At 63.7% G+C, this 17,748-nt stretch carries 20 protein-coding genes; 1 reads left to right on the forward strand and 19 read right to left on the reverse strand.

All coding sequences use genetic code 11. The features are described 5' to 3' along the window. Window positions 1–16 precede the first annotated feature (16 nt). The 13 genes from trbE to CV103_RS01700 form a co-directional block, all read right to left on the reverse strand. Window positions 17–2,455: a conjugal transfer protein TrbE gene (gene trbE, locus CV103_RS01640; protein ID WP_107393775.1), complete on the reverse strand. Its 2,439-nt coding sequence runs from the start codon at window positions 2,453–2,455 to the stop codon at window positions 17–19. Beyond that, window positions 2,449–2,733 carry a VirB3 family type IV secretion system protein gene (locus CV103_RS01645; protein WP_170112528.1) on the reverse strand — a complete coding sequence of 95 codons (285 nt, stop codon included), beginning with the start codon at window positions 2,731–2,733 and terminating at the stop codon, window positions 2,449–2,451. Before CV103_RS01645 ends, trbE begins: the two co-directional genes overlap by 7 nt. Beyond that, window positions 2,730–3,071, reverse strand: coding sequence for a TrbC/VirB2 family type IV secretion system protein (locus CV103_RS01650; RefSeq protein WP_211314326.1), 342 nt, complete (start codon window positions 3,069–3,071; stop codon window positions 2,730–2,732). The genes CV103_RS01645 and CV103_RS01650 overlap by 4 nt, the downstream gene beginning before the upstream one ends. Further along, window positions 3,068–4,057, reverse strand: a complete 990-nt coding sequence (gene trbB / locus CV103_RS01655; RefSeq protein ID WP_107393777.1) for a P-type conjugative transfer ATPase TrbB — start codon at window positions 4,055–4,057, stop codon at window positions 3,068–3,070. Before trbB ends, CV103_RS01650 begins: the two co-directional genes overlap by 4 nt. Further along, entirely contained in the window at window positions 4,054–4,455 is a 402-nt protein-coding gene (locus tag CV103_RS01660; RefSeq protein WP_107393778.1) for a CopG family transcriptional regulator, read from the reverse strand. The genes trbB and CV103_RS01660 overlap by 4 nt, the downstream gene beginning before the upstream one ends. A gap of 2 nt (window positions 4,456–4,457) precedes the next feature. After that, window positions 4,458–6,494, reverse strand: coding sequence for a conjugal transfer protein TraG (locus tag CV103_RS01665; protein ID WP_107393779.1), 2,037 nt, complete (start codon window positions 6,492–6,494; stop codon window positions 4,458–4,460). Between the two features lie 210 nt (window positions 6,495–6,704). Then, window positions 6,705–7,586: a HEPN domain-containing protein gene (locus tag CV103_RS01670; RefSeq protein WP_107393780.1), complete on the reverse strand. Its 882-nt coding sequence runs from the start codon at window positions 7,584–7,586 to the stop codon at window positions 6,705–6,707. Then, on the reverse strand, window positions 7,583–8,530 hold the full coding sequence (locus CV103_RS01675) for a hypothetical protein (protein WP_107393781.1): 948 nt from the start codon (window positions 8,528–8,530) through the stop codon (window positions 7,583–7,585). The genes CV103_RS01670 and CV103_RS01675 overlap by 4 nt, the downstream gene beginning before the upstream one ends. Window positions 8,531–8,540: 10 nt before the next feature. Then, window positions 8,541–9,791: a three-Cys-motif partner protein TcmP gene (locus CV103_RS01680; protein WP_107393782.1), complete on the reverse strand. Its 1,251-nt coding sequence runs from the start codon at window positions 9,789–9,791 to the stop codon at window positions 8,541–8,543. Between the two features lie 33 nt (window positions 9,792–9,824). Continuing rightward, window positions 9,825–10,607: a DUF5131 family protein gene (locus CV103_RS01685; RefSeq protein WP_107393783.1), complete on the reverse strand. Its 783-nt coding sequence runs from the start codon at window positions 10,605–10,607 to the stop codon at window positions 9,825–9,827. Window positions 10,608–10,712: 105 nt separating this feature from the next. Continuing rightward, window positions 10,713–11,036 (reverse strand): helix-turn-helix domain-containing transcriptional regulator, encoded by a 324-nt coding sequence (locus CV103_RS01690; protein WP_107393784.1) that lies wholly within the window; start codon window positions 11,034–11,036, stop codon window positions 10,713–10,715. Between the two features lie 4 nt (window positions 11,037–11,040). Continuing rightward, window positions 11,041–11,382, reverse strand: coding sequence for a type II toxin-antitoxin system RelE/ParE family toxin (locus CV103_RS01695; protein WP_107393785.1), 342 nt, complete (start codon window positions 11,380–11,382; stop codon window positions 11,041–11,043). A 189-nt stretch (window positions 11,383–11,571) separates the two neighbouring features. Further along, complete coding sequence (locus CV103_RS01700) at window positions 11,572–12,174, reverse strand: hypothetical protein (RefSeq protein ID WP_245896607.1); 603 nt, start codon at window positions 12,172–12,174, stop codon at window positions 11,572–11,574. A 149-nt stretch (window positions 12,175–12,323) separates the two neighbouring features. On the opposite strand from CV103_RS01700, the gene CV103_RS01705 reads away from it, so the two are divergent. Then, window positions 12,324–12,857, forward strand: a complete 534-nt coding sequence (locus CV103_RS01705) for a hypothetical protein (RefSeq protein WP_146163363.1) — start codon at window positions 12,324–12,326, stop codon at window positions 12,855–12,857. Here the strand turns inward: CV103_RS01705 and rlxS are convergent. The 6 genes from rlxS to CV103_RS01735 form a co-directional block, all read right to left on the reverse strand. After that, complete coding sequence (gene rlxS / locus CV103_RS01710) at window positions 12,854–14,830, reverse strand: relaxase/mobilization nuclease RlxS (RefSeq protein WP_107393787.1); 1,977 nt, start codon at window positions 14,828–14,830, stop codon at window positions 12,854–12,856. The two genes, CV103_RS01705 and rlxS, sit on opposite strands and share 4 nt — an antisense overlap. Window positions 14,831–15,103: 273 nt before the next feature. Then, window positions 15,104–15,472 carry a hypothetical protein gene (locus CV103_RS01715; protein ID WP_245896608.1) on the reverse strand — a complete coding sequence of 123 codons (369 nt, stop codon included), beginning with the start codon at window positions 15,470–15,472 and terminating at the stop codon, window positions 15,104–15,106. Window positions 15,473–15,678: 206 nt separating this feature from the next. Next, window positions 15,679–16,287 carry a lytic transglycosylase domain-containing protein gene (locus CV103_RS01720; RefSeq protein ID WP_107393789.1) on the reverse strand — a complete coding sequence of 203 codons (609 nt, stop codon included), beginning with the start codon at window positions 16,285–16,287 and terminating at the stop codon, window positions 15,679–15,681. Further along, entirely contained in the window at window positions 16,275–16,859 is a 585-nt protein-coding gene (locus CV103_RS01725; protein ID WP_107393790.1) for a S26 family signal peptidase, read from the reverse strand. Before CV103_RS01725 ends, CV103_RS01720 begins: the two co-directional genes overlap by 13 nt. After that, window positions 16,852–17,085 (reverse strand): helix-turn-helix domain-containing protein, encoded by a 234-nt coding sequence (locus CV103_RS01730; protein ID WP_107393791.1) that lies wholly within the window; start codon window positions 17,083–17,085, stop codon window positions 16,852–16,854. The genes CV103_RS01725 and CV103_RS01730 overlap by 8 nt, the downstream gene beginning before the upstream one ends. A 155-nt stretch (window positions 17,086–17,240) precedes the next feature. After that, window positions 17,241–17,540, reverse strand: a complete 300-nt coding sequence (locus CV103_RS01735; protein WP_107393792.1) for a DUF736 domain-containing protein — start codon at window positions 17,538–17,540, stop codon at window positions 17,241–17,243. Window positions 17,541–17,748: the final 208 nt, after the last annotated feature.

Genomic DNA, 17,748 nt, shown 5'->3' on the forward strand with positions numbered 1-17,748 from the left:
CACATTACTCCTGTGCCTAAGGGATGGGGCTTGGGGTGGGGAAATTGGCGAGAAGCTCGGCGGCCCAGTCGAGGCCGGTGCCGGCCAGGAAGCGGGCGGCGAATTCCGCCTGGCCGCCCTCGGCGATCAAAGTGTCGATGCGCGCTTGCGTGACGGGGTCGGAGGCGCCGCAGAGCGCCAGCGCGATCGGTCCAAGGCCAAGCTCGAACAGCCGGTTGCCGCGTGCCGATTGCAGATAATATTGCCGCTTGGGGGTCGCGCGACTGACCAGCTCGATCTGGCGGTCGTTGAGTCCGAACCGCTCATAGGCCTCGCGGCTCTGCGGCTCGATCGCGCGGTCGTTTGGCAGCAGGATGCGCTGCGGGCAGCTCTCGATGATGGCCGGCGCGATGCTGCTAGACGCGATGTCGGCAAGGCTCTGCGTCGCGAACAGCACCGCGACATTCTTCTTGCGCAGCACCTTCAGCCATTCGCGGATGCGTGCGGCGAACAGCGGATGGTCGAGGAAGATCCAGGCCTCGTCGAGGATCAGCAGCGTCGGCCGGCCGTCGAACCGTTCCTCCAGCCGATGGAAGAGATAGGTCAGCACGGGCGCGACCACGCCCGCCTGGCCCATCAGCGCCTCGGTCTCGAAGCACTGGACATCGGCGAAGGCGAGATGCTGTTCGGCCGCGTCGAGCAGCCGGCCATAGGGACCGTCGAGCGTGTAAGCGCCGAGCGCGGTGCGCAGCGCATTGGACTGGAGCAGCAAGGTCAGGCCGGTCAGCGTGCGCTCTTCGGCCGGCGCAGACGCTAGGCTGCCGAGCGCGGACCAGACCGCGTCCTTGACCTCAGGCGTGACGGTCACCTTCTCGTGGGTCAGGAGAGCCGCGATCCATTCGACGGCCCAGCTCCGCTCAGTCGCATCGTCGATCCGGCGCAGCGGCTGGAACGCCAGCGTCTCGCCGGCATCTGCTCCGAGGCCCAGGGCATGATGCGCGCCGCCCATCGCCAGCACCGCGGCACGGGCGGAGAAGCCCTTGTCGAAGATGTAGACTTGGGCATCGGCGTACCGCCGGAATTGGAGCGCGATCAGTGCGAGCAGCACCGACTTGCCGGCGCCGGTCGGTCCAACCACCAGCATGTGCCCGACATCGCCGACATGCATCGACAGCCGGAACGGCGTCGACCCCGCCGTACTGGCATGGAGCAGCGGTGGTCCGCCCAGATGCGCGTTGTGGGTCGGTCCCGCCCAGACGGACGACAGCGGCATCAGGTGGGCGAGGTTGAGCGTATGGACGAGCGGCTGCCGCACATTGGCGTAGGTCTGGCCGGGCAACGACGACAGCCATGCCTCGACTGCGTTGACGCCCTCGCGGATCGTCGTGAACCCGAGCCCGCCCACGATCCGCTCGACCTGCCGGACCTTGTCCTCGACCCGGCCGCGATCGGTGTCGGTCACCGTTATCGTCGTGGTCAGATAGCCGAATGCGACATGGTCGCCACCGAGGACCTGGAGCGCGAGATCGGCGTCGACCACCTTGTTGTCGGCGTCGGTATCGAGCAGCTGCGAGGGCTGGTTGTACATGATCTCGCGCAGCAGCGCGGTGATCGACTTGCGCTTGTTGAACCACTGGCGGCGCAGCCTGGTCAGCGCCTTGGTCGCATCGCTCTTGTCGAGCGCGATGAAGCGCGTGACCCAGCGATAGGCGAAATCCTGATGGTTGAGCGCGTCGAGGATGCCCGGCCGGCTCATGCTCGGGAAGCCGAGCACGGTCAGTGTCCGGACATGCGTATCGCCAAGTCGCGGCTCAAGCCCGCCGGTCAATGGCGTGTCGACGAGCAAAGCGTCGAGATAGATCGGCGTGTCGGGAACCGCGACCCGGTGCGGACGAGTCGAGATCGCGGCGTGCAGGAAGGTCAGTGTCTCGCCATCGTCGAGCGCGCGAACCTCGGGCATGAAGCTGGCAAAGAGATCGAGTGCGCGGTCGCTCTCGGCGATGAAGCTGGCGAGCGTACTATGCCAGTCGCGGCCCTTGTCCGCATCGGGCCGCTCGACCAGCGATCGGCCTGCCGCCTCGGCATTGTCCGGCGTCGGCAGCCAGGTCAGGGTGAGATGATAGCGGCTCTCGAAATGCTCGCCTTCTGCCCGGAAGCTGGCGCGCCGTTCCTGATCGACGAGCCAGGATGCGGCATCCGGGAAGGTGCTGTCGGGATAGGCGGATGCCTCGCGCCGTTCCGCCTCGAAGAACAATGCCCAGCCGGTACCGAACCGCTTGAGCACATTGTTGGCCCGCGCACAGGCTGAGATCAGCTCGGCTTCGGTCGCGGATTCGAGATCGGGACCGCGGAACCGGAGGGTGCGCTGAAAGCTCCCGTCCTTGTTGAGCACGACACCCGGCGCGATCAGCGCCGCCCAGGGGAGATGATCCGCGAGGCGGTCGGCCCGGCGGCGATATTCAGCGAGGTTCAGCACGCGAGATAGCCCTTCTGGCGGAGGTGGCGGATGAGGACCGGCGCGAAGTCCGGGTCGCGGCGTGCGGCGAACACGGCGATGCTGTGCCCGACCGCCCACAACACGAGACCGGCCAGCCACTGCTGGAGGCCGAGCCCGACCGCGGCCGCGATCGTGCCGTTGACGATCGCCAGCCCACGTGGCGCGCCGCCGAGCAGGATCGGCGATCCGAGGCTCCCGTGGATGGGAGCCTCGAAGCCTTCGATGTGCTGGCCGCTGTAGGTGTTGGGGCCGATCACGAAATCAGCGCCCCGCCGCCGAAGCTGAAGAAGCTGAGGAAGAAGCTCGATGCGGCGAAGGCGATCGACAGGCCGAACACGATCTGGATCAGGCGGCGGAAGCCGCCGCTGCTCTCGCCGAACGCCAGCGTCAGACCGGTAACGATGATGACGATGACGGCGACGATCTTGGCGACCGGTCCCTGCACCGATTCCAGCACCTGCTGGAGCGGTTGCTCCCAGGGCATGCCCGAACCGGCGGCCTGCGCGCTGGTGGTGATGGCAAGGCTGAGGCCAATGACGGCACTGACGAAAAGGCAAGATCCGCGCGACGGAATTCGGGCAAGCTGCATGGTCATTCTCCTTGAGGTTTTGCGGGGTTGAGAAGGTCAGTGAGCGCGTAGGTGCCGGTGTCGGGATCGAGCCCGGCGACGCGCGCGATGCTGGCGATGCGGCGCTGGAGGCCGCGGCCGGAAATGAAGACGATGATGTCGATGGCCTCGGCGATCAGCCGGCGCGGCACGGTGACGACGGCCTCCTGGACCAAGCCCTCGATCCGGTAGAGCGCGGAGAGGGCACTGTTCGCGTGGACCGTGGCAATGCCGCCGGGATGCCCGGTGTTCCACGCCTTGAGCATGTCCAGCGCCTCGGGACCTCGTACCTCGCCGACAATGATGCGGTCGGGACGCAGGCGGAGTGTCGAGCGGACGAGGTCGGCCATTGTGATAACGCCCGGCCGCGTGCGCAGCGCGACGGTATCGGCGGCCGGGCTCTGCAGCTCGCGGGTGTCCTCGATAAGGATGACCCGCTCGTCGACCCACGCCATCTCGGCGAGCAAGGCATTGGCGAGGGTCGTCTTGCCCGAGCTCGTCCCGCCGGCGACCAGGATGTTGTAGCGTTGGGTGACGCAGGTCTTCAGTCGATCAGCGGCCGCCTGGCCCATGATCCCGTCCGCGACATAGTCGTCGAGGCTGTAGAGCCGCTCGGCCGGCTTGCGGATCGAGAAGCAGGGCGCGGTCGATACCGGCGGCAGCACGCCTTCGAAGCGTTCACCGGCACGGCCTTCGAGATGGGGCGGCAGTTCCGCTGAGACGATCGGCGCGCTGTCATGGACCTCGGCACGCGCATGGCTGGCGACGAGGCGGATTATCCGCTCGACCTGCTCTGGTGCGATCCTGACCTCGGTATCGACGCGACCTTCGCCGAGAATGTCTACCCGCAGCGCCCCGTCCGGGTTGACCATGATCTCGATGACGCGGGGGTCGGCCAACGCCGCGGCGATTGTCGGCCCCATTGCCGTGCGCAGCATCGCCCGGCGGCGATCCGCAGAGACGCCGGCGATCATTGGCCGGACTCCGTGCCGCCAATCGTGCGGCGACCGGCTGCGATCTGCCGTCCAACCTGGGCGACGAAAGCTTCGAACCTCTTGGCGGCGATAGCGCGGCCGGCCTGATCGTTCTCGGCGAGCGGCGCCTGGATCGCGAGTTCGTAGCGAACGAACAGAGCCAGCGTTTCAAGCTGGATATGGCCGTCACGCTCGAGCCTGCCGATCGCCGCGGTCATGCGATCGAGTCGGAGACCGAACCGATCTTCGAGTTCGGACGCCCCGCGCCGGTTGAGCCAGGCGGTGACGGCGTCGGCGAGGATCGCCGACTTGGATGCGCCGGGTTTTGCCGCGAGCGCCTCGAGACGGTCGCTGACCGGCTTCGGCAGAAAGAGTTGGTGGCGGATCTTCTCGACCATGTTCACAGGTCCAGCTGCAGGTCGCCGGGCCGGTGATCGGCGGCGTCGATCGCGTAGACGGTCCGGGGGGTGCCCAAGGCGCGGGCCTGGTCCATGACGCGCTGGTCGGCGGCGACATCATCGTCGTCGGTGCCGAGCCCGAGCAGATCGGCGGTCGCAGGATCGGGTGTCAGTGGGCGATCGGGCTCCTGGCCGGGATGACGGGCCTGTTCGAGCCCACCGCCGGCGTCGTTGCCATCGTCATCGCCCGTGGCCGCGAGGCGCGCGTCGGTACCGCGGACGATCCCGGCCCAGTCGTCGGGGCGTGATGCCGGCCGGTCGGCATAGTCGCCATCTGCGAGCATGGGCGGCGGCAGGACGCGCGCCTTGAAGGTGCCGTCCTCGTAATAGCGCAGCTTTGTGGCACGGATCGGTGGCGTGCCGGCCACAAGCACGAGCTCGTCGGTCGCCGGAAGCTGCATCACTTCGCCGGGGGTCAGCAGCGCGCGGGCTGTCTCCTGCCGGCTGACCATGACGTGCGCGAGCCAGGGCGCGAGACGATGCCCGGCGTAGTTGCGCATTGCGCGCTGCTCGGTCGCGGTCCCGAGGGCATCGGAAATGCGCTTCGCGGTCCGCTCGTCGTTGGTCGCGAACGCCACCCGAACATGGCAGTTGTCGAGAATGGCGTTGTGTTCACCATAGGCTTTCTCGATCTGGTTGAGGCTCTGGGCGATCAGGAAGGCGCGGACGCCGTAGCCGGCGAGAAAGGCGAGGCTCGTCTCGAAGAAATCCAGACGGCCGAGCGCCGGGAACTCGTCGAGCATCATCAGTAGCTTGTGCCGAGCGGCAGCATTGGCGCCGTTCTCGGCGTGCAGATGCTCGGTGAGCCGGCGGCCGATCTGGTTGAGCACGAGGCGGATAAGCGGCTTGGTGCGGCTAATGTCCGACGGCGGCACGACCAAGTAGAGCGAGACCGGGGATTTGCCTTCGACCAGGTCTGCGATGCGCCAGTCGCAGCGCGACGTGACTGTCGCCACTGTCGGGTCGCGGTAGAGACCGAGGAAAGACATAGCCGTCGATAGGACGCCGGACCGCTCGTTCTCGGACTTGTTGAGCACCTCGCGCGCGGCCGATGCGACAACCGAATGCACGAGCGGCGCCTCGGCAGTGCCGAGATGGTTGGTCGTCATCATTCGCCGCAGCGTGGCGGTAAACGGGCGCTGAGGATCGGACAGGAATGACGCGACGCGGGCTAGAGTCTTCTCCTCCTCGGCATAGAGAATGTGGAGGATGGCGCCGACCAACAGCGAGTGACTGGTCTTTTCCCAATGGTTGCGACGTTCGAGCGCACCCTCCGGATCGACCAGGATGTCGGCAATGTTCTGGACGTCGCGCACCTCGTCGGTCCCGCGGCGAACCTCGAGCAGGGGATTGTAACGCGCCGAACGGGCGTCGGTCGGATTGAACAGCAGGCAATGCGAGAAGCGCTGCCGCCAGCCGGCCGTCAGTTGCCAGTTCTCGCCCTTGATATCGTGAATGACGGCCGAACCGGACCAGCCCAGCAGCGTGGGAACGACCAGTCCGACACCTTTGCCGCTCCGGGTCGGCGCGAAGGCCATGATGTGCTCTGGACCGTCATGGCGCAGATAGCGGGGACCAGTCCGGCCGAGAAATACGCCTGCCTCGGTGAGCAAGCCCGCTGCGCGGATGTCCTTTCCATTGGCCCAGCGTGCCGAGCCGTACGTTGTGAGATTATGGCGCTGGCGGGCACGCCACAGCGATCCGAAGATCGCAGCGCCGCATCCGACGAGGCCGCTCGCTGCCGCAATCGCGCCCGCTTTCTCAAACAGGCTCGGTGCATAGGCTTCGAACGAAAACCACCATCCGAACAACGCCCAGGGCAAGTAGATCGGGTGGCCGAACGCCACGAACCAGGGCGGCCCGAGTTCAGGCTGATACGCGAGTTCGGCTGCGGCCCACTGCGTGGCGTACCAGACGCCCGCGAGCACGATCGCGAACACGACGAAGATTTGTCCGAGGAGGAGTTTGGTCGGTGTCATGCGGGCCTCAGCCCGCCGCAGAATCAGTCCGTGCGGGCTCGGTCGCTAAGATCGGCCGGAAGGCGATGATGCGTCAGGGCCTGTCCGAGGACGCCAGATGCCTTTGCGAGGACACCCATGCCCGACGCTACAAAAACGCGATTGGAGGCGCTTTTGAGTGTTGGACGGCCGGCCATTCAGTTGGTCAACGGACTGGCCATGCGATTTTTGTCAGGTGTAGAAATCGGGGCTGCGTGGGCCTGGCCATTGGTCCTGCTCCAGTTCAGCCGCAAAATCCTGGTCGCCAATTCTGCGACAGGCCGATGCCGCCATGAATTGCACGCCAAGCGCAAGCCTCACGACCGAAAGCCTCGTCAGCCCCGCCGCCGCGTAACGGCTCTGCACATAGTCTGGGAGCGCAGCGGCAACCGCAGCGACGATGGGATCGTCACGATGGGGACTGAGCGTCGCCAATCTTCGTGCCAGCTCTTCATGATTGTGTCCCACGTCACGCCGCGCCAGCGCCTTAGGATCCGCACCGAGATCGATGAGAGCGGCTTTCATCGACAATTCGGCGGTCAGGCAGATGGGCTGAACGACGGAATCGACGCTAAAACCGGTCGCCAGGATGTTGGCTACGTCCTCAAGGTTCGACAGCGCCATGCGCCAAAGTTCGGAAGGGGGCCGAACTTTCCCGCCGTCGATGCCATAGGTCAAATCGTAGAGGTCTGCGAACGCGAATGCGCTACAGGCCGCGATAGCCGTGTCACCTCGGCACCAGCGAACCCATTCTTCGTGCGACCCAAAGCCCAAGCCCTGGTGAACCGAGACAGAACAAGTCCCGAATATCACGGCGACTGTCACCTTGCGGACGACATCCACGGACGCTGCAAGGCCGACGCCTTTCCCAGGCCAAGCCTCGTCGACCTGCGGAAACAGCCGGCGATAATCCTCCATGACCAAGTCGACATCGGGATTGCCGAGGACTCCGATGACGAAGCCGCTCCCAAGGATCGACATCGCCGCATGCATTGGACGGGCATGCATCGCAATGCCGGCCTGGGCGAACTCAGCGTCGAGCCGCAGGAGATCCTGATCGCTCCAACTCTTCACGCGACCGAGACGTCGAAAGACGGCCAGGCTCGCCGGAATGTCTGCAATGCCTTGGTCCGGGCCTCATCCAAAGCGCGGGCAGCACCGTGATCGACCATGAAAACGGGACAGTTGGGATCGTCGCAGGAACAGTGCCGAATGGTCTGATCCGCTAGATGGCGTTTGAAGATTCGGCGGATCTCATCCAGTTCGCGCACGACTTTCGTCAATGTGGCCCGCGTTCCGGCGTCTCGCAGGGTGTGCAGCGATGGCAGTCGACGGATTTCTGTTCCGTCCCGTGTTCGCCAAATTCCCGTATTGAGCGCGCTGATCGTGTCTTCGATCGCCTGCTGAAAGGCGGGCAGTGAGCTTTCGGCTTGGAAAGGCGTTCGGAAGGCTGGCCGCTCGAACACCGCGGCCATGATCCGAAGTGTGTCCTCGTCAGACAGGTCAGGAAAATCATCAACGAACCGGCGTAGTTCGCTCGCGGCATCGGGGAACACAACGCCTTCGACGAAGCGTTGAAGCAGGAACTCGGCGCGCAGCCGGAGCGCTTCTTCGAACTCCACACCTGACCAGATTTCGACGTTGTGGATGCCGAGCTTGCGGCCTGCGGCCTTTACCCGATCACGCTGGTCGCTGGAAACGGCGCCCCGACAAACAAATTTGAAGGCGTCCGGCACGCCGCCCGGCGCGCGGCACGCCTTTTCCATGTCGCGCGTGGCCTTCGCTTCGGTGAGGCTCGCGCGATTGACGCATTGGATCACGGTGTTGCGCGGTTGCCAATCTTCGAAATGTTCGACCCCGACAATGTCGCGTCCGAGATCACTGCCAGTCTGGCCATACCATGCGAGATCGCTCCAACCCGCGCGCAGATGGTAAACAAAGACCAGACGCTCGAAGTCCTGCCCGCCAAAATCCTCGAAATGGACTGGACGGACAGTGCGGGCGATGATGTTCGTCATGGAGCCGTCCTCATTTGTGAGGCTCTCTGAGGAACATCGGATAAAAGCTCGTTTGCGGTTTGAGCTTGAGCATGTCCCCTATGGCGATCGTGTTGGCCTTGCGGCGCTCACCTCCCGCGGGCGTTATGACCTCGACATCGGGATTCTCGATGATCGCGCTATGCACGTCATCCGTATGCGCCGGCGTCGTGTTGTAGATGCTCTCGTAAAAATCGCCCACGCCAATGACGTCGCCTGATCCAGAAATCAGCTTGGGAATGTCGGTCAGAAGCTGAGTCTTCGCGGCCTCGCGGCCGGAGAGATCGAAGAGGTATAGCGATCCATCTTCGTGGCTCGGGTCATAGCTCAGCATGTTGAGACCCGAGCGGCCGAAATGCGCCTGGGCACTGCTGTTCTCGTGCAGGATGTTGTTATAGACCTGACGCGCTCGGTAAAAATTGCCGAAGTGGATCAGCCAATATCGCCATCCATCGGGATTGTTGATCGAGAATGGGCTGACGAAGGGCGCGCAGGTCCGGAAGGTTTCGAAAACCAGTCGTTCGGCTGCACCGAGCCAGTTGCCTTTGCTCATCGCACCATTGAGCGTGCCCAGATTGGTGGCATCAATGTCGAACGGGCGAAGCTGGGCTGCGAGCTGGACCGGGTCCGACTTCTGCAGAAAAGACACCAGGGCCTCGATCGCGAAGGTGTAGAATATCTCGACCGAGTGATAGGATCGCATGATATCGAGCAGCGTCTGGCGCTGAACATGGCTGTGGCCGCACTGGTCCAGGTTGAAGAGAACGTTGCGGTAACGGCCCTGGTCGAGCAGCGCCTTCATTTGCGGATAAACGGCCTCGAACGCTTCGGTCAGATACGCGATGCGCAGATGAAGTTTGGGGACATTCTCGACGATCTCCGCCTGCAAAGGCGCGATATTCCCCTTCAGCGCCTCGATCGCGTCTCGATTGTGATCATTCAGGATCAGCAGGCATTCGATCTCGATAAGTCCGAGGCCCTGCGCCGCGCGTTGGACATTGACCGTCTCGATCGCCCGCTTCAGTTCCTCAACGAAAATCAGAGGCGACCCGGCGGTGCCACACTGATAGCGGCCGCCCCCGGCAAACCCATCGACGATCGCCAACCGGAACCGTTCTTGTTTTGGAAGTTGGCAGCGGACAGTCAGATATTCGGAGAAATACTCCCGAAGTATCTTGTGCTTGCGCCGCGAATGATCCTCCAGCGTCGCACCATCAGCCCACTCATAAGGCTTTTCCGCCATCTCGCCCCCCTATCAACGCCGTTCCCCTTGCGACTACACGGCGCCCACAAAGGCGGACGGCATTTCATCCCAGGTCTGCCCGCGATATTCTCTGCCGTTGGCCTTCTTTGACCGACGCTTATTATCTTTGCCCCACGTTCCCCACTGCTTGAAGAAAAAGGCAGTTTCGTATTCCGTGCATTGCTGATGAATTTGGTCGATCCATTCTTCCCGAATCGGTCGAGCCGATCGGCCGCTCTCGCCGCCCACGATAGCCCAATGGATGTCGGATAGATCGACTTCGCCTACGGCACCAATCAGCGGCTCGAACGACAGGAAGCGAATGGCAGCCGGCACCGTTCGAAGATAATCGATCCTGCTCACAACGTCGGCATCTTCGACACTCGTGCCCAACCATACATTGGGCAGGACATCCTTGATCTGGGTCGAGACGAGGGATGCCATACGCTCAGGGCGTTTGGTGAGGATCTGATAATTGTGCTGTGGAGTCTCGCGCATGACTCGCCACACCTCCAGGATGAAGGCGTCGCTCACCTGTTCATGGAACAGGTCGCTCATTGAGTTGACGAATATCTTGCGCGATTTTTTCCAACGACGGGGGATGGCGAGCGATGCCGGATCTTCCCTGACAACACCGCTCCAGATCGTGCGCTTGCCGCTTTGCCGAGTCAGTCCGGCATATTTCTCCATGCGCATCGCCTCGAGCCGCTTCGCCATCTCCATGGCGTAGCAGTTCGTGCATCCGGCGCTGATGATCGAGCATCCGGCGACCGGATTCCAGGTGGCGTCCGTCCATTCAATCTGCGTTTCAGCCATGCCGTTCTCGTTGCACCGTCCGGGCCTGGATTCGTGCACCGATTGCCCGTCGCGCGGCCTTTACATCATCTGGAACATAATGGGAACTACCGAAAGAAGCGAGGTTCATGCCGCTTCAACTGTGTGAGCCTGGATATCTACGCCGAGCCGCTTGCGGACGGCACCGAAGATCGCAGCAAGGTTATCCATGCTCGGATTGCCCTTTTCGGAAAGCATCCGATGAAGGCTCTTGCTGGGCTTGTTCGTCTCTACGGCGAGTGTCTCGAAGCCCACCGAAGCGTTCACCAGATCACGCAGGATCAGGCGCGCGGTATGTGGCTCGCCATTGAGAAACAGCGTCGCCGCTTCATCGAGCATGGCCTTGGCGAAGGCGGGATCACGCACAGCGCGTTCCTTCACCGTCTCCTTGAATTCGCGTGTCAGTTCCATGTCGTCACCTCCTGCCCGATGGCTTCACGGCCGCCTTTCGGGCTTTGTATTCTGCAAGCAGCGCGCCGGCCCGATCGATATCGGCCTGTTGCCGCTTCTTCGTTCCACCCACGAACAGGATGATGAGGGCATCGCCGTCCTGCGCGAGGTAGAGGCGATAGCCTGGTCCCCAATCGATCCGATATTCGCCCAGCCCGCCGCCGATCCATTTGACGTTCGAGGTGTTGCCCATCTCCAATCGCAAGGTCGCTGTAGCGACTTTCGCCGCTGCTTGCGGATCGAGATCGCCAAACCAAGACCCAAACGGATTTGAACCATCCTCCCGAATATACTCTTGAACGATCATCCAAACGATCCAAATAGTAACATATACGTTACTGCCTGTCCAGCGGGCTGTGACGGTGCCTTAGCGCATCGCAAGTAACCAATGCTTACCGGCGGGACCAGTGCGTATCTCCGCAGGCTTGGATTTCTAGATGTTCGCCAAAGCGGTGAACTTCGCACGTTCCGTCGACCGCTGCTCCGCGATCTGCGGCTAATAAGGCGGATCGAGCACCGCCATGGGCAGCGGGTCTACATGGCCCCAAAACCGTCCAATCACACGCGCGTAGCGGAGGATATCCCCCGCCCGAATCCGAAGCATATCGCTTGCTGGTGTCGGGGCGGGCGCCAGATCGTAATAGTCGAGCGATGGGCTGTCCCAAAGCAGCGGTGCAATCCCCTGCAGTTCCTTGCATGACCGACCTTCGCCATGGCGGACCACATTGGCGACCAGGTGCAATTCTTTGATGTCATCCGCCATTCCTGCTGCCACCAGATCGAGGCCACCAATCCGCACGCAAGCGGGAAGCGCCGTCTCCATGCTGCCGGCTTTCGCGCCATGGGCATGAGCCCAACGGCACAACTGGCGCTCAAATAAGCCGTCCAAGGTAAGCGCAAACGCCTTGGCGGCTTCATTTGCCGTGTGGTTGTCGACCTGCGCTGCGCACCGGTCCAAGAATTCATCCATGCCGCTCGTTTGCCCAACCGCAAGCGCATCTTGCACCGGAAGCTGATCAAGCGTCACGACGATCACCTGACGATAAAGGCGGTCGACATTGGCTTGGAATATGCGGGGCAGCTGATCGGCGATATTCATGCCACGAGCATAGCGCCTGCTCCGCAGACGACCAACGCTACCAACTTTTCGCTGTCGCTCTGCTTGGCACCAAGTGTAGCTTCTGCTGCGATGACGGTGCCCTCATGACCCGCGGACCCTCGGGAATTCCTGACCACATACGAAAGTGGATGGAAGACCGCGTGCGTGAGCGCGGTCCTGTGCCGATGACGGACCGGATGTTTAATCACGGCCGGAACTATCACGAGTGCGCTTTGCGCTGCCTCGAATTGCGGGGAGACGGCCAGACCTTTTTGTTCCCGCCGGCCCTCGTATTGCTTGCGTTTGTCGTCGAGATCTACCTCAAGGCGCTGCTCACTATCGAAGACAAGACTGGCAAGGATCTCCACGGCCACGATCACAGTGATCTCTACGGCCGCCTGACAGCCGATACCCAGGCGAGGATCGCTGCCCGTTACCAACAACGCCACCATCAGACGCTATCCGAGGACCTGCCGGAATATGCCGATCTATTTGTCAAACACCGCTACGCTTATGAGTTGGAAGGCGCGCATGAAACCGACATATCGGGCGTCGCCCAACTCGCTTCATCGCTGTACGAAACCTTGACCGAATTGCAGCCCAATCTGGTTCGTACTGGATTGGTCCATGATCGCATCATCGCCCCGAACCAAGGAGTTCCGATAGTCGCCGGGCCTACTTAAGAAATCACCGGCCCGCTTCTGCCCCGGCCAAATCGCCAGTTCACAGCGTCGCCGTGCATGATCCCGCCGACCTGTTTGCCGATCTGCTTTTCTAGCGCCGGCCGCCACGGCACCAGCGTGAAGTCTCGGCCCTTTTCGACCAGCGCGAACTTGCCGCTGACGAGCTCGATCTTGCGCGTGAGCTTCCCGTCGATCGCGTCGCCGCTGTGGCTCTCTGTGAACGCCTTGCCCAACTCGCCGGACAGCCACGCGCCCTCGCGAAGCAGTTCCCGACGCTGGAGGATTAGCAGGGCGTTGGTGCGCATCCTGACCTGCCCGCCATCACTCTCCGCCAGTTCCTGCTCGACCAGCCACTGTCTGCGCGCGGCCATCGCGCTTCGAACCTCCCGACCAAAACCGGCATCACGGATTGGCAGCGGCACTTGCGATGCGAGCTCGCGATCGACCCAGGTTGCCGCGTCGGCCTCGCACAACTGCTCGATTGGTATCGCCGACAGAGTCTCGACCGCGACCGGTTGGTCGCGGTGGCGCCGGGCCTCGTATGCGGCGGCACGATCAACATGATCGGGCGCAATGGTCCAACTGCCGTCGGGCTGGCGTTCCACCCCGGCACCGGCGCGGCGCATCGCTTCCAATCGGCGGACATGGGTCTCGGCGAATGTCTGCGTAGCGGATGGATCGTGGCGCAGATGTAGGTCCGTCGAGTAGCGGCCGCCATTGGCTGCAGCCACCTCTGTAACGACACGATCGGCATCACGGACCTCCAGCCTACGCGCCGACACGCGAACGATCGCGCCCTCGGCGATCGGCGCGACGGCATCGCCGCGTCCGATGTCGACATAGTGGGCATGGCCATCCACGCCATCGACGAGCAGATAGTGGCGATCGCGATGCTCGTCGGCGAGGCCACGGGCGATCACGCGTCCGATGATCGGCTCGGGATCGGTCTCGCCCGCGCCGAACAGGCTGCGACTGAGCCAAGGCCGCTCGAGCTTTCGTGCGGTCAGTTCGCGCTGCATCGTGCGGATGATGTCGCCTCGTTCGCCGAGCGTCCGGAGCGTCGCTTCGAGATCTTCGGCGAGTAGCCAGCGGCCGGCGCCGACATTCTCTGCCAGCCCCAAGCTGGCGAGCTTCTGTAAGCGGCCCGCCCGAAGCGATTGCTGGAAGGGATCGCGATCCGCCGATATGACCAGGCGGTCGGCATCCATCGACCGGGCCAGGCGGCGGTCGATCGCCGTCAGCCGCTCCTCGCCGATATCATGCCGCAGCCGCGCCTCGATTTCCTGATCGGTGCGTGGCCCGAGATCGAGCGTCACCAACTCGGCCGCCCGCTCGCGGATGCCGTGCGCGATATACTCGCGGGCAATGATCAGATTCTGACCCGTATCGTCGATCCCGCGCAGCATGATGTGGGTGTGTGGATGCGCCGTGTTAAAATGGTCGACCGCGACCCAGTCGAGCCTGGTCCCAAGATCGCTTTCCATCTGGGCCATCAGCCGGCGGGTGAACGGCTTGAGGTCGGGATATTCCGACCCGTCCTCTGCGGACACGATGAACCGGAACTGGTGGCGGTCGCCGTCGCATCGCTGGAGGAAGGCCTTGCCGTCGGCCGTATCGTGCTCGGCAGAGTAGAGTTCGCCGGGCGCACCTTCGCGCGTGACGCCGTCGCGCTGGATATAGCGCAGGTGAGCGCGCGCCGCTGGCATGCCCTTCGTGCCGATGCGCATTAGCCGCGTCTTCACGACCGCGCGCCGCGCGCGCAAGCCGCCGAACCGACCGCGGCTGGAAAGCAGCCGCCCCATGCTGGCGCCGCGACCGATCCGACTGCCGTCGAACCGCAGGCTTCTGATCGCGCCCTTCTCGGCCGACCGGATCGCGGCGCCGACGATGCGACCAAGGTAGCGCCGGGCCTTCTTGCCGCTTCGCTGTCGCTGCCGGCCGAGCCGAGGGGTGAAATCCTCGTCGTCGCTCATCGCAAAACCCCGACAGGGCCGCGAATCTCGCAATTGCCGAGCAGAAATGGCGGATTTCCGCCAATCTTCACGAACATGTCTCGCGCGCAGCGTGGCATGTCTCGCAAGAAAACGACGTGCAGACAAATACTTAGCAATGCCCGCGAGGCATTGCCTTTCTCTTGCTTTCGCCTTTTCCCTTCCTCCCCTCCCGATCCCCCCGCTCGGATCAAAAAGAAAGCCGGGCCACGATGCCGATCCGGCACCGCGACCCGGCCTGAAATGATGTGACGATCAGGCATCTGCGAACGCCGCCAACGCCAGCCGCCGCCGACTGAATTCGCGCTTACCCATCAATCCGTGCGGGTTCCCGTCGCCATCCACGATCATCACCGCGACGAACCATTTGCCGTCCAGTCGCCCGAAAATCCGCACCCGATCCAGGTCGATTTCGTCATCGTCGACGCTCTCGAAAGCGCCGATCCAGCGCTCCATTTCCCGCGCATCCCAGAGGAAATCGCTCTCTTCCGCCTCCAGAAACCGATGCGCCAAGGCCTCTCCGGCACCGTGCCCGAACTCGATTTCGAGTCCGGAAACTAGCGCCGCCATCACGCGATCCGCCGCCACCGATATGGGTTGAAACATGGTCATGATGATCTCCATCGCTTGCGTTCCCATCATCGAGAACAGCGTGGAGAAGACGGGTGGCGGAGCGGCTGTCAGGGCCGCGGAGCGAAGCGAAGCGCCGCGAAGCGGACGTGGGGGGAACCGATTTGCGCAGCAAATTGGGGGGCACCCACGGGCCTTGAGAGCCGCTTCGCCACCCGTCATGCTGGGCCTATCGATACGAGCCCCTCCACCGACCGCGATCATGGCACGTCCTTACGAACCGCGAACAGCGCCCCCTGCTCGCGGATGGGATCGGGGGCTGCGGCCTGCGCGGAATTGTCCCGCCGCACCACGAACAGGCTCGGGGGTGGAGTTGGGACGTCAACAGGCAGGGGCGGTCGCGGCGCGCCGCCGACCGTCCCGAGATAGGCGATCGTCTCGCCGGGCAAGCGGCGCTTTCCGGCGAGCCACTCGGCATAAGCGCCCGGGCCGGCATTATAGGCGCCGAACAGCCCAGGATAGCCGAACCGGTCGTACATCAGCCGAAGATAGAAGGTGCCGGCCAGGATATTGTCGCGCGGATCGTCCGGATTGGCGCCGAGCGCGAGCCGCGCGCGCATCGCGGCCCAGGTCGCCGGCATTAGCTGCATGAGGCCCATCGCGCCCGCGCGGCTGCGGATCGGCCGACCATCGAGCGTTGTCAGGCCGTTGCTTTCGGCACGCATGACCCGCTCGATCCAGCTGGTCGGTATGCCGAAGCGGGCCGATGCCTCGTCGATATAGATCGTCCAGCGCCCGACCTCGTCGGCATGCGCCGGCGTCGCGACCAGCATCAGCGCGGCCATTGCCAGCCGCTTCAGCGCGTCCATAGCGGACGCGCCTTGCCAATGATCTGGCTGCTCTCGGTAAGCCCGAAATAGCGCCCGTCGAACGATGCCGGGCTGCGCGCCATCAGTAGGAAGAATTGATGTCCGCGTAACCGCACGCACCCGCTCCACCAGGGCATCGGACGCCCATGGGAGTCAGCCGCGACCCGCTCGGCGGCCCATTGGCCGTTGATGAAAATCTGCGTTTCGAGCGCACAAATCTCATCGCCCGGCCCGGCTGCAACGCGCTTTACGAGCGGTACGTTGGCCGGGAGGTAGCGACGGCTGGCCGCCAAGGTCCGCCACGGATCGGGTAGCCAAGCGATCACCATGTCGCCGGGGTCAACCGCGCTGCCCGGCGTCACGCCATAGAGCCCGACCGGGGCGCTGGCGCTGGCATTCCAGACGAGGCGCGGCGATGGCGGGAACGCCATCGTCAATCCTAGAACGGCGATACCGGTGCCGGTGATCGCGATACGACGGCCGAGCCGACGGCGCTTCGCGCGATCCGCGCGGAGTTGGTCGCCCCACGCAAGGAGCGGCAGCTCAAAGCGGTGATCCGAGCGTCTAGCCATGACGCTTCTCCCCCACCGCCTGCTCCTCGGACCAGGCATCGAGATCGTCGATGTGATATTGCACGAAGCGGCTATGAAGGCGGAAAACCGGCCCCTTGCCGTAGCGCCGCAAACGCCGCAGCAAACGGCCCGAGATCTTCAGATAGGCCGCCGCCTGATCGGTATTGAGATACGGGGAGCCGCGCTTGGCGCGGTTCGCACGCGCGATATCGTCATCACTATCCATCTTGGCTGTCCGATGCTCATGTCGGACGACGATATGCCGTCCACGGCCCCGGGAATGGCGGGCGTGGCATCGGACGGGGAGTGTCGGAATCGGGCAGGCCATTTTCGACACACCCGAGAGGATCGGCCCCGCGCCGGAGCACGGGGCCGGAGAATTCAGCGTGACCAGATGAGCTTGTGCTCGCCGTCATCGCCCTGACTGAGCGTCGCGTAGATGGGGGCCGGGAAAGACGGATCGTCGAGCTTGAGGCTCAGATATTCCGCGCCGGTCTCGCGCGCCGCCTTGGTCCAGGCCGCGCCAAACTCGGTCCCGCCAGCGCTGACGCGGTGGTCGGGGGACTTCTCGTTGTCGCGCTCGCACGGGCGGATCGTCGCCTTGACGCGAAGCGTCAGGGTCCGGATCTCGCCGGTGTAGACGCCGTTGTCGCCACGGGTGAAGCTGCCAATCTGTGCCATGATAACCTCCTTCAAGTGATGTGATGCCGCCCGATGCGGCCTCGACAGGCGGTCGATCAGGCGGGCGGAGGACGGTCCCGCACCCGCAGGGCCGGAGCACAGCGGAGGACGGCCAAAGCCGGGCTTCTTGATGTTGTGGACACCCCCAACCTTCAGCCGCAGGCTGCGGATCTTGGTCCCTATCAACTATCTATCGGAGGGTGACATG

Source organism: Edaphosphingomonas fennica, assembly GCF_003034225.1.
GTDB classification, from domain to species: Bacteria; Pseudomonadota; Alphaproteobacteria; order Sphingomonadales; family Sphingomonadaceae; genus Sphingomonas_E; species Sphingomonas_E fennica.

What these genes read in the sequence shown, in the direction of transcription:
- CV103_RS01695 (WP_107393785.1), bottom strand. Translation starts at nt 11,382, where the DNA reads ATGATCGTTCAAGAGTATATTCGGGAGGATGGTTCAAATCCGTTTGGG.
- CV103_RS01715 (WP_245896608.1), bottom strand. Translation starts at nt 15,472, where the DNA reads ATGGAGATCATCATGACCATGTTTCAACCCATATCGGTGGCGGCGGAT.
- CV103_RS01720 (WP_107393789.1), bottom strand. Translation starts at nt 16,287, where the DNA reads ATGGACGCGCTGAAGCGGCTGGCAATGGCCGCGCTGATGCTGGTCGCG.
- CV103_RS01685 (WP_107393783.1), bottom strand. Translation starts at nt 10,607, where the DNA reads ATGGCTGAAACGCAGATTGAATGGACGGACGCCACCTGGAATCCGGTC.
- CV103_RS01675 (WP_107393781.1), bottom strand. Translation starts at nt 8,530, where the DNA reads ATGACGAACATCATCGCCCGCACTGTCCGTCCAGTCCATTTCGAGGAT.
- CV103_RS01665 (WP_107393779.1), bottom strand. Translation starts at nt 6,494, where the DNA reads ATGACACCGACCAAACTCCTCCTCGGACAAATCTTCGTCGTGTTCGCG.
- trbB (WP_107393777.1), bottom strand. Translation starts at nt 4,057, where the DNA reads ATGATCGCCGGCGTCTCTGCGGATCGCCGCCGGGCGATGCTGCGCACG.
- CV103_RS01725 (WP_107393790.1), bottom strand. Translation starts at nt 16,859, where the DNA reads ATGGCTAGACGCTCGGATCACCGCTTTGAGCTGCCGCTCCTTGCGTGG.
- CV103_RS01680 (WP_107393782.1), bottom strand. Translation starts at nt 9,791, where the DNA reads ATGGCGGAAAAGCCTTATGAGTGGGCTGATGGTGCGACGCTGGAGGAT.
- CV103_RS01700 (WP_245896607.1), bottom strand. Translation starts at nt 12,174, where the DNA reads ATGAATATCGCCGATCAGCTGCCCCGCATATTCCAAGCCAATGTCGAC.
- CV103_RS01650 (WP_211314326.1), bottom strand. Translation starts at nt 3,071, where the DNA reads ATGACCATGCAGCTTGCCCGAATTCCGTCGCGCGGATCTTGCCTTTTC.
- CV103_RS01660 (WP_107393778.1), bottom strand. Translation starts at nt 4,455, where the DNA reads ATGGTCGAGAAGATCCGCCACCAACTCTTTCTGCCGAAGCCGGTCAGC.
- CV103_RS01690 (WP_107393784.1), bottom strand. Translation starts at nt 11,036, where the DNA reads ATGGAACTGACACGCGAATTCAAGGAGACGGTGAAGGAACGCGCTGTG.
- CV103_RS01730 (WP_107393791.1), bottom strand. Translation starts at nt 17,085, where the DNA reads ATGGATAGTGATGACGATATCGCGCGTGCGAACCGCGCCAAGCGCGGC.
- rlxS (WP_107393787.1), bottom strand. Translation starts at nt 14,830, where the DNA reads ATGAGCGACGACGAGGATTTCACCCCTCGGCTCGGCCGGCAGCGACAG.
- CV103_RS01705 (WP_146163363.1), top strand. Translation starts at nt 12,324, where the DNA reads ATGGAAGACCGCGTGCGTGAGCGCGGTCCTGTGCCGATGACGGACCGG.
- CV103_RS01735 (WP_107393792.1), bottom strand. Translation starts at nt 17,540, where the DNA reads ATGGCACAGATTGGCAGCTTCACCCGTGGCGACAACGGCGTCTACACC.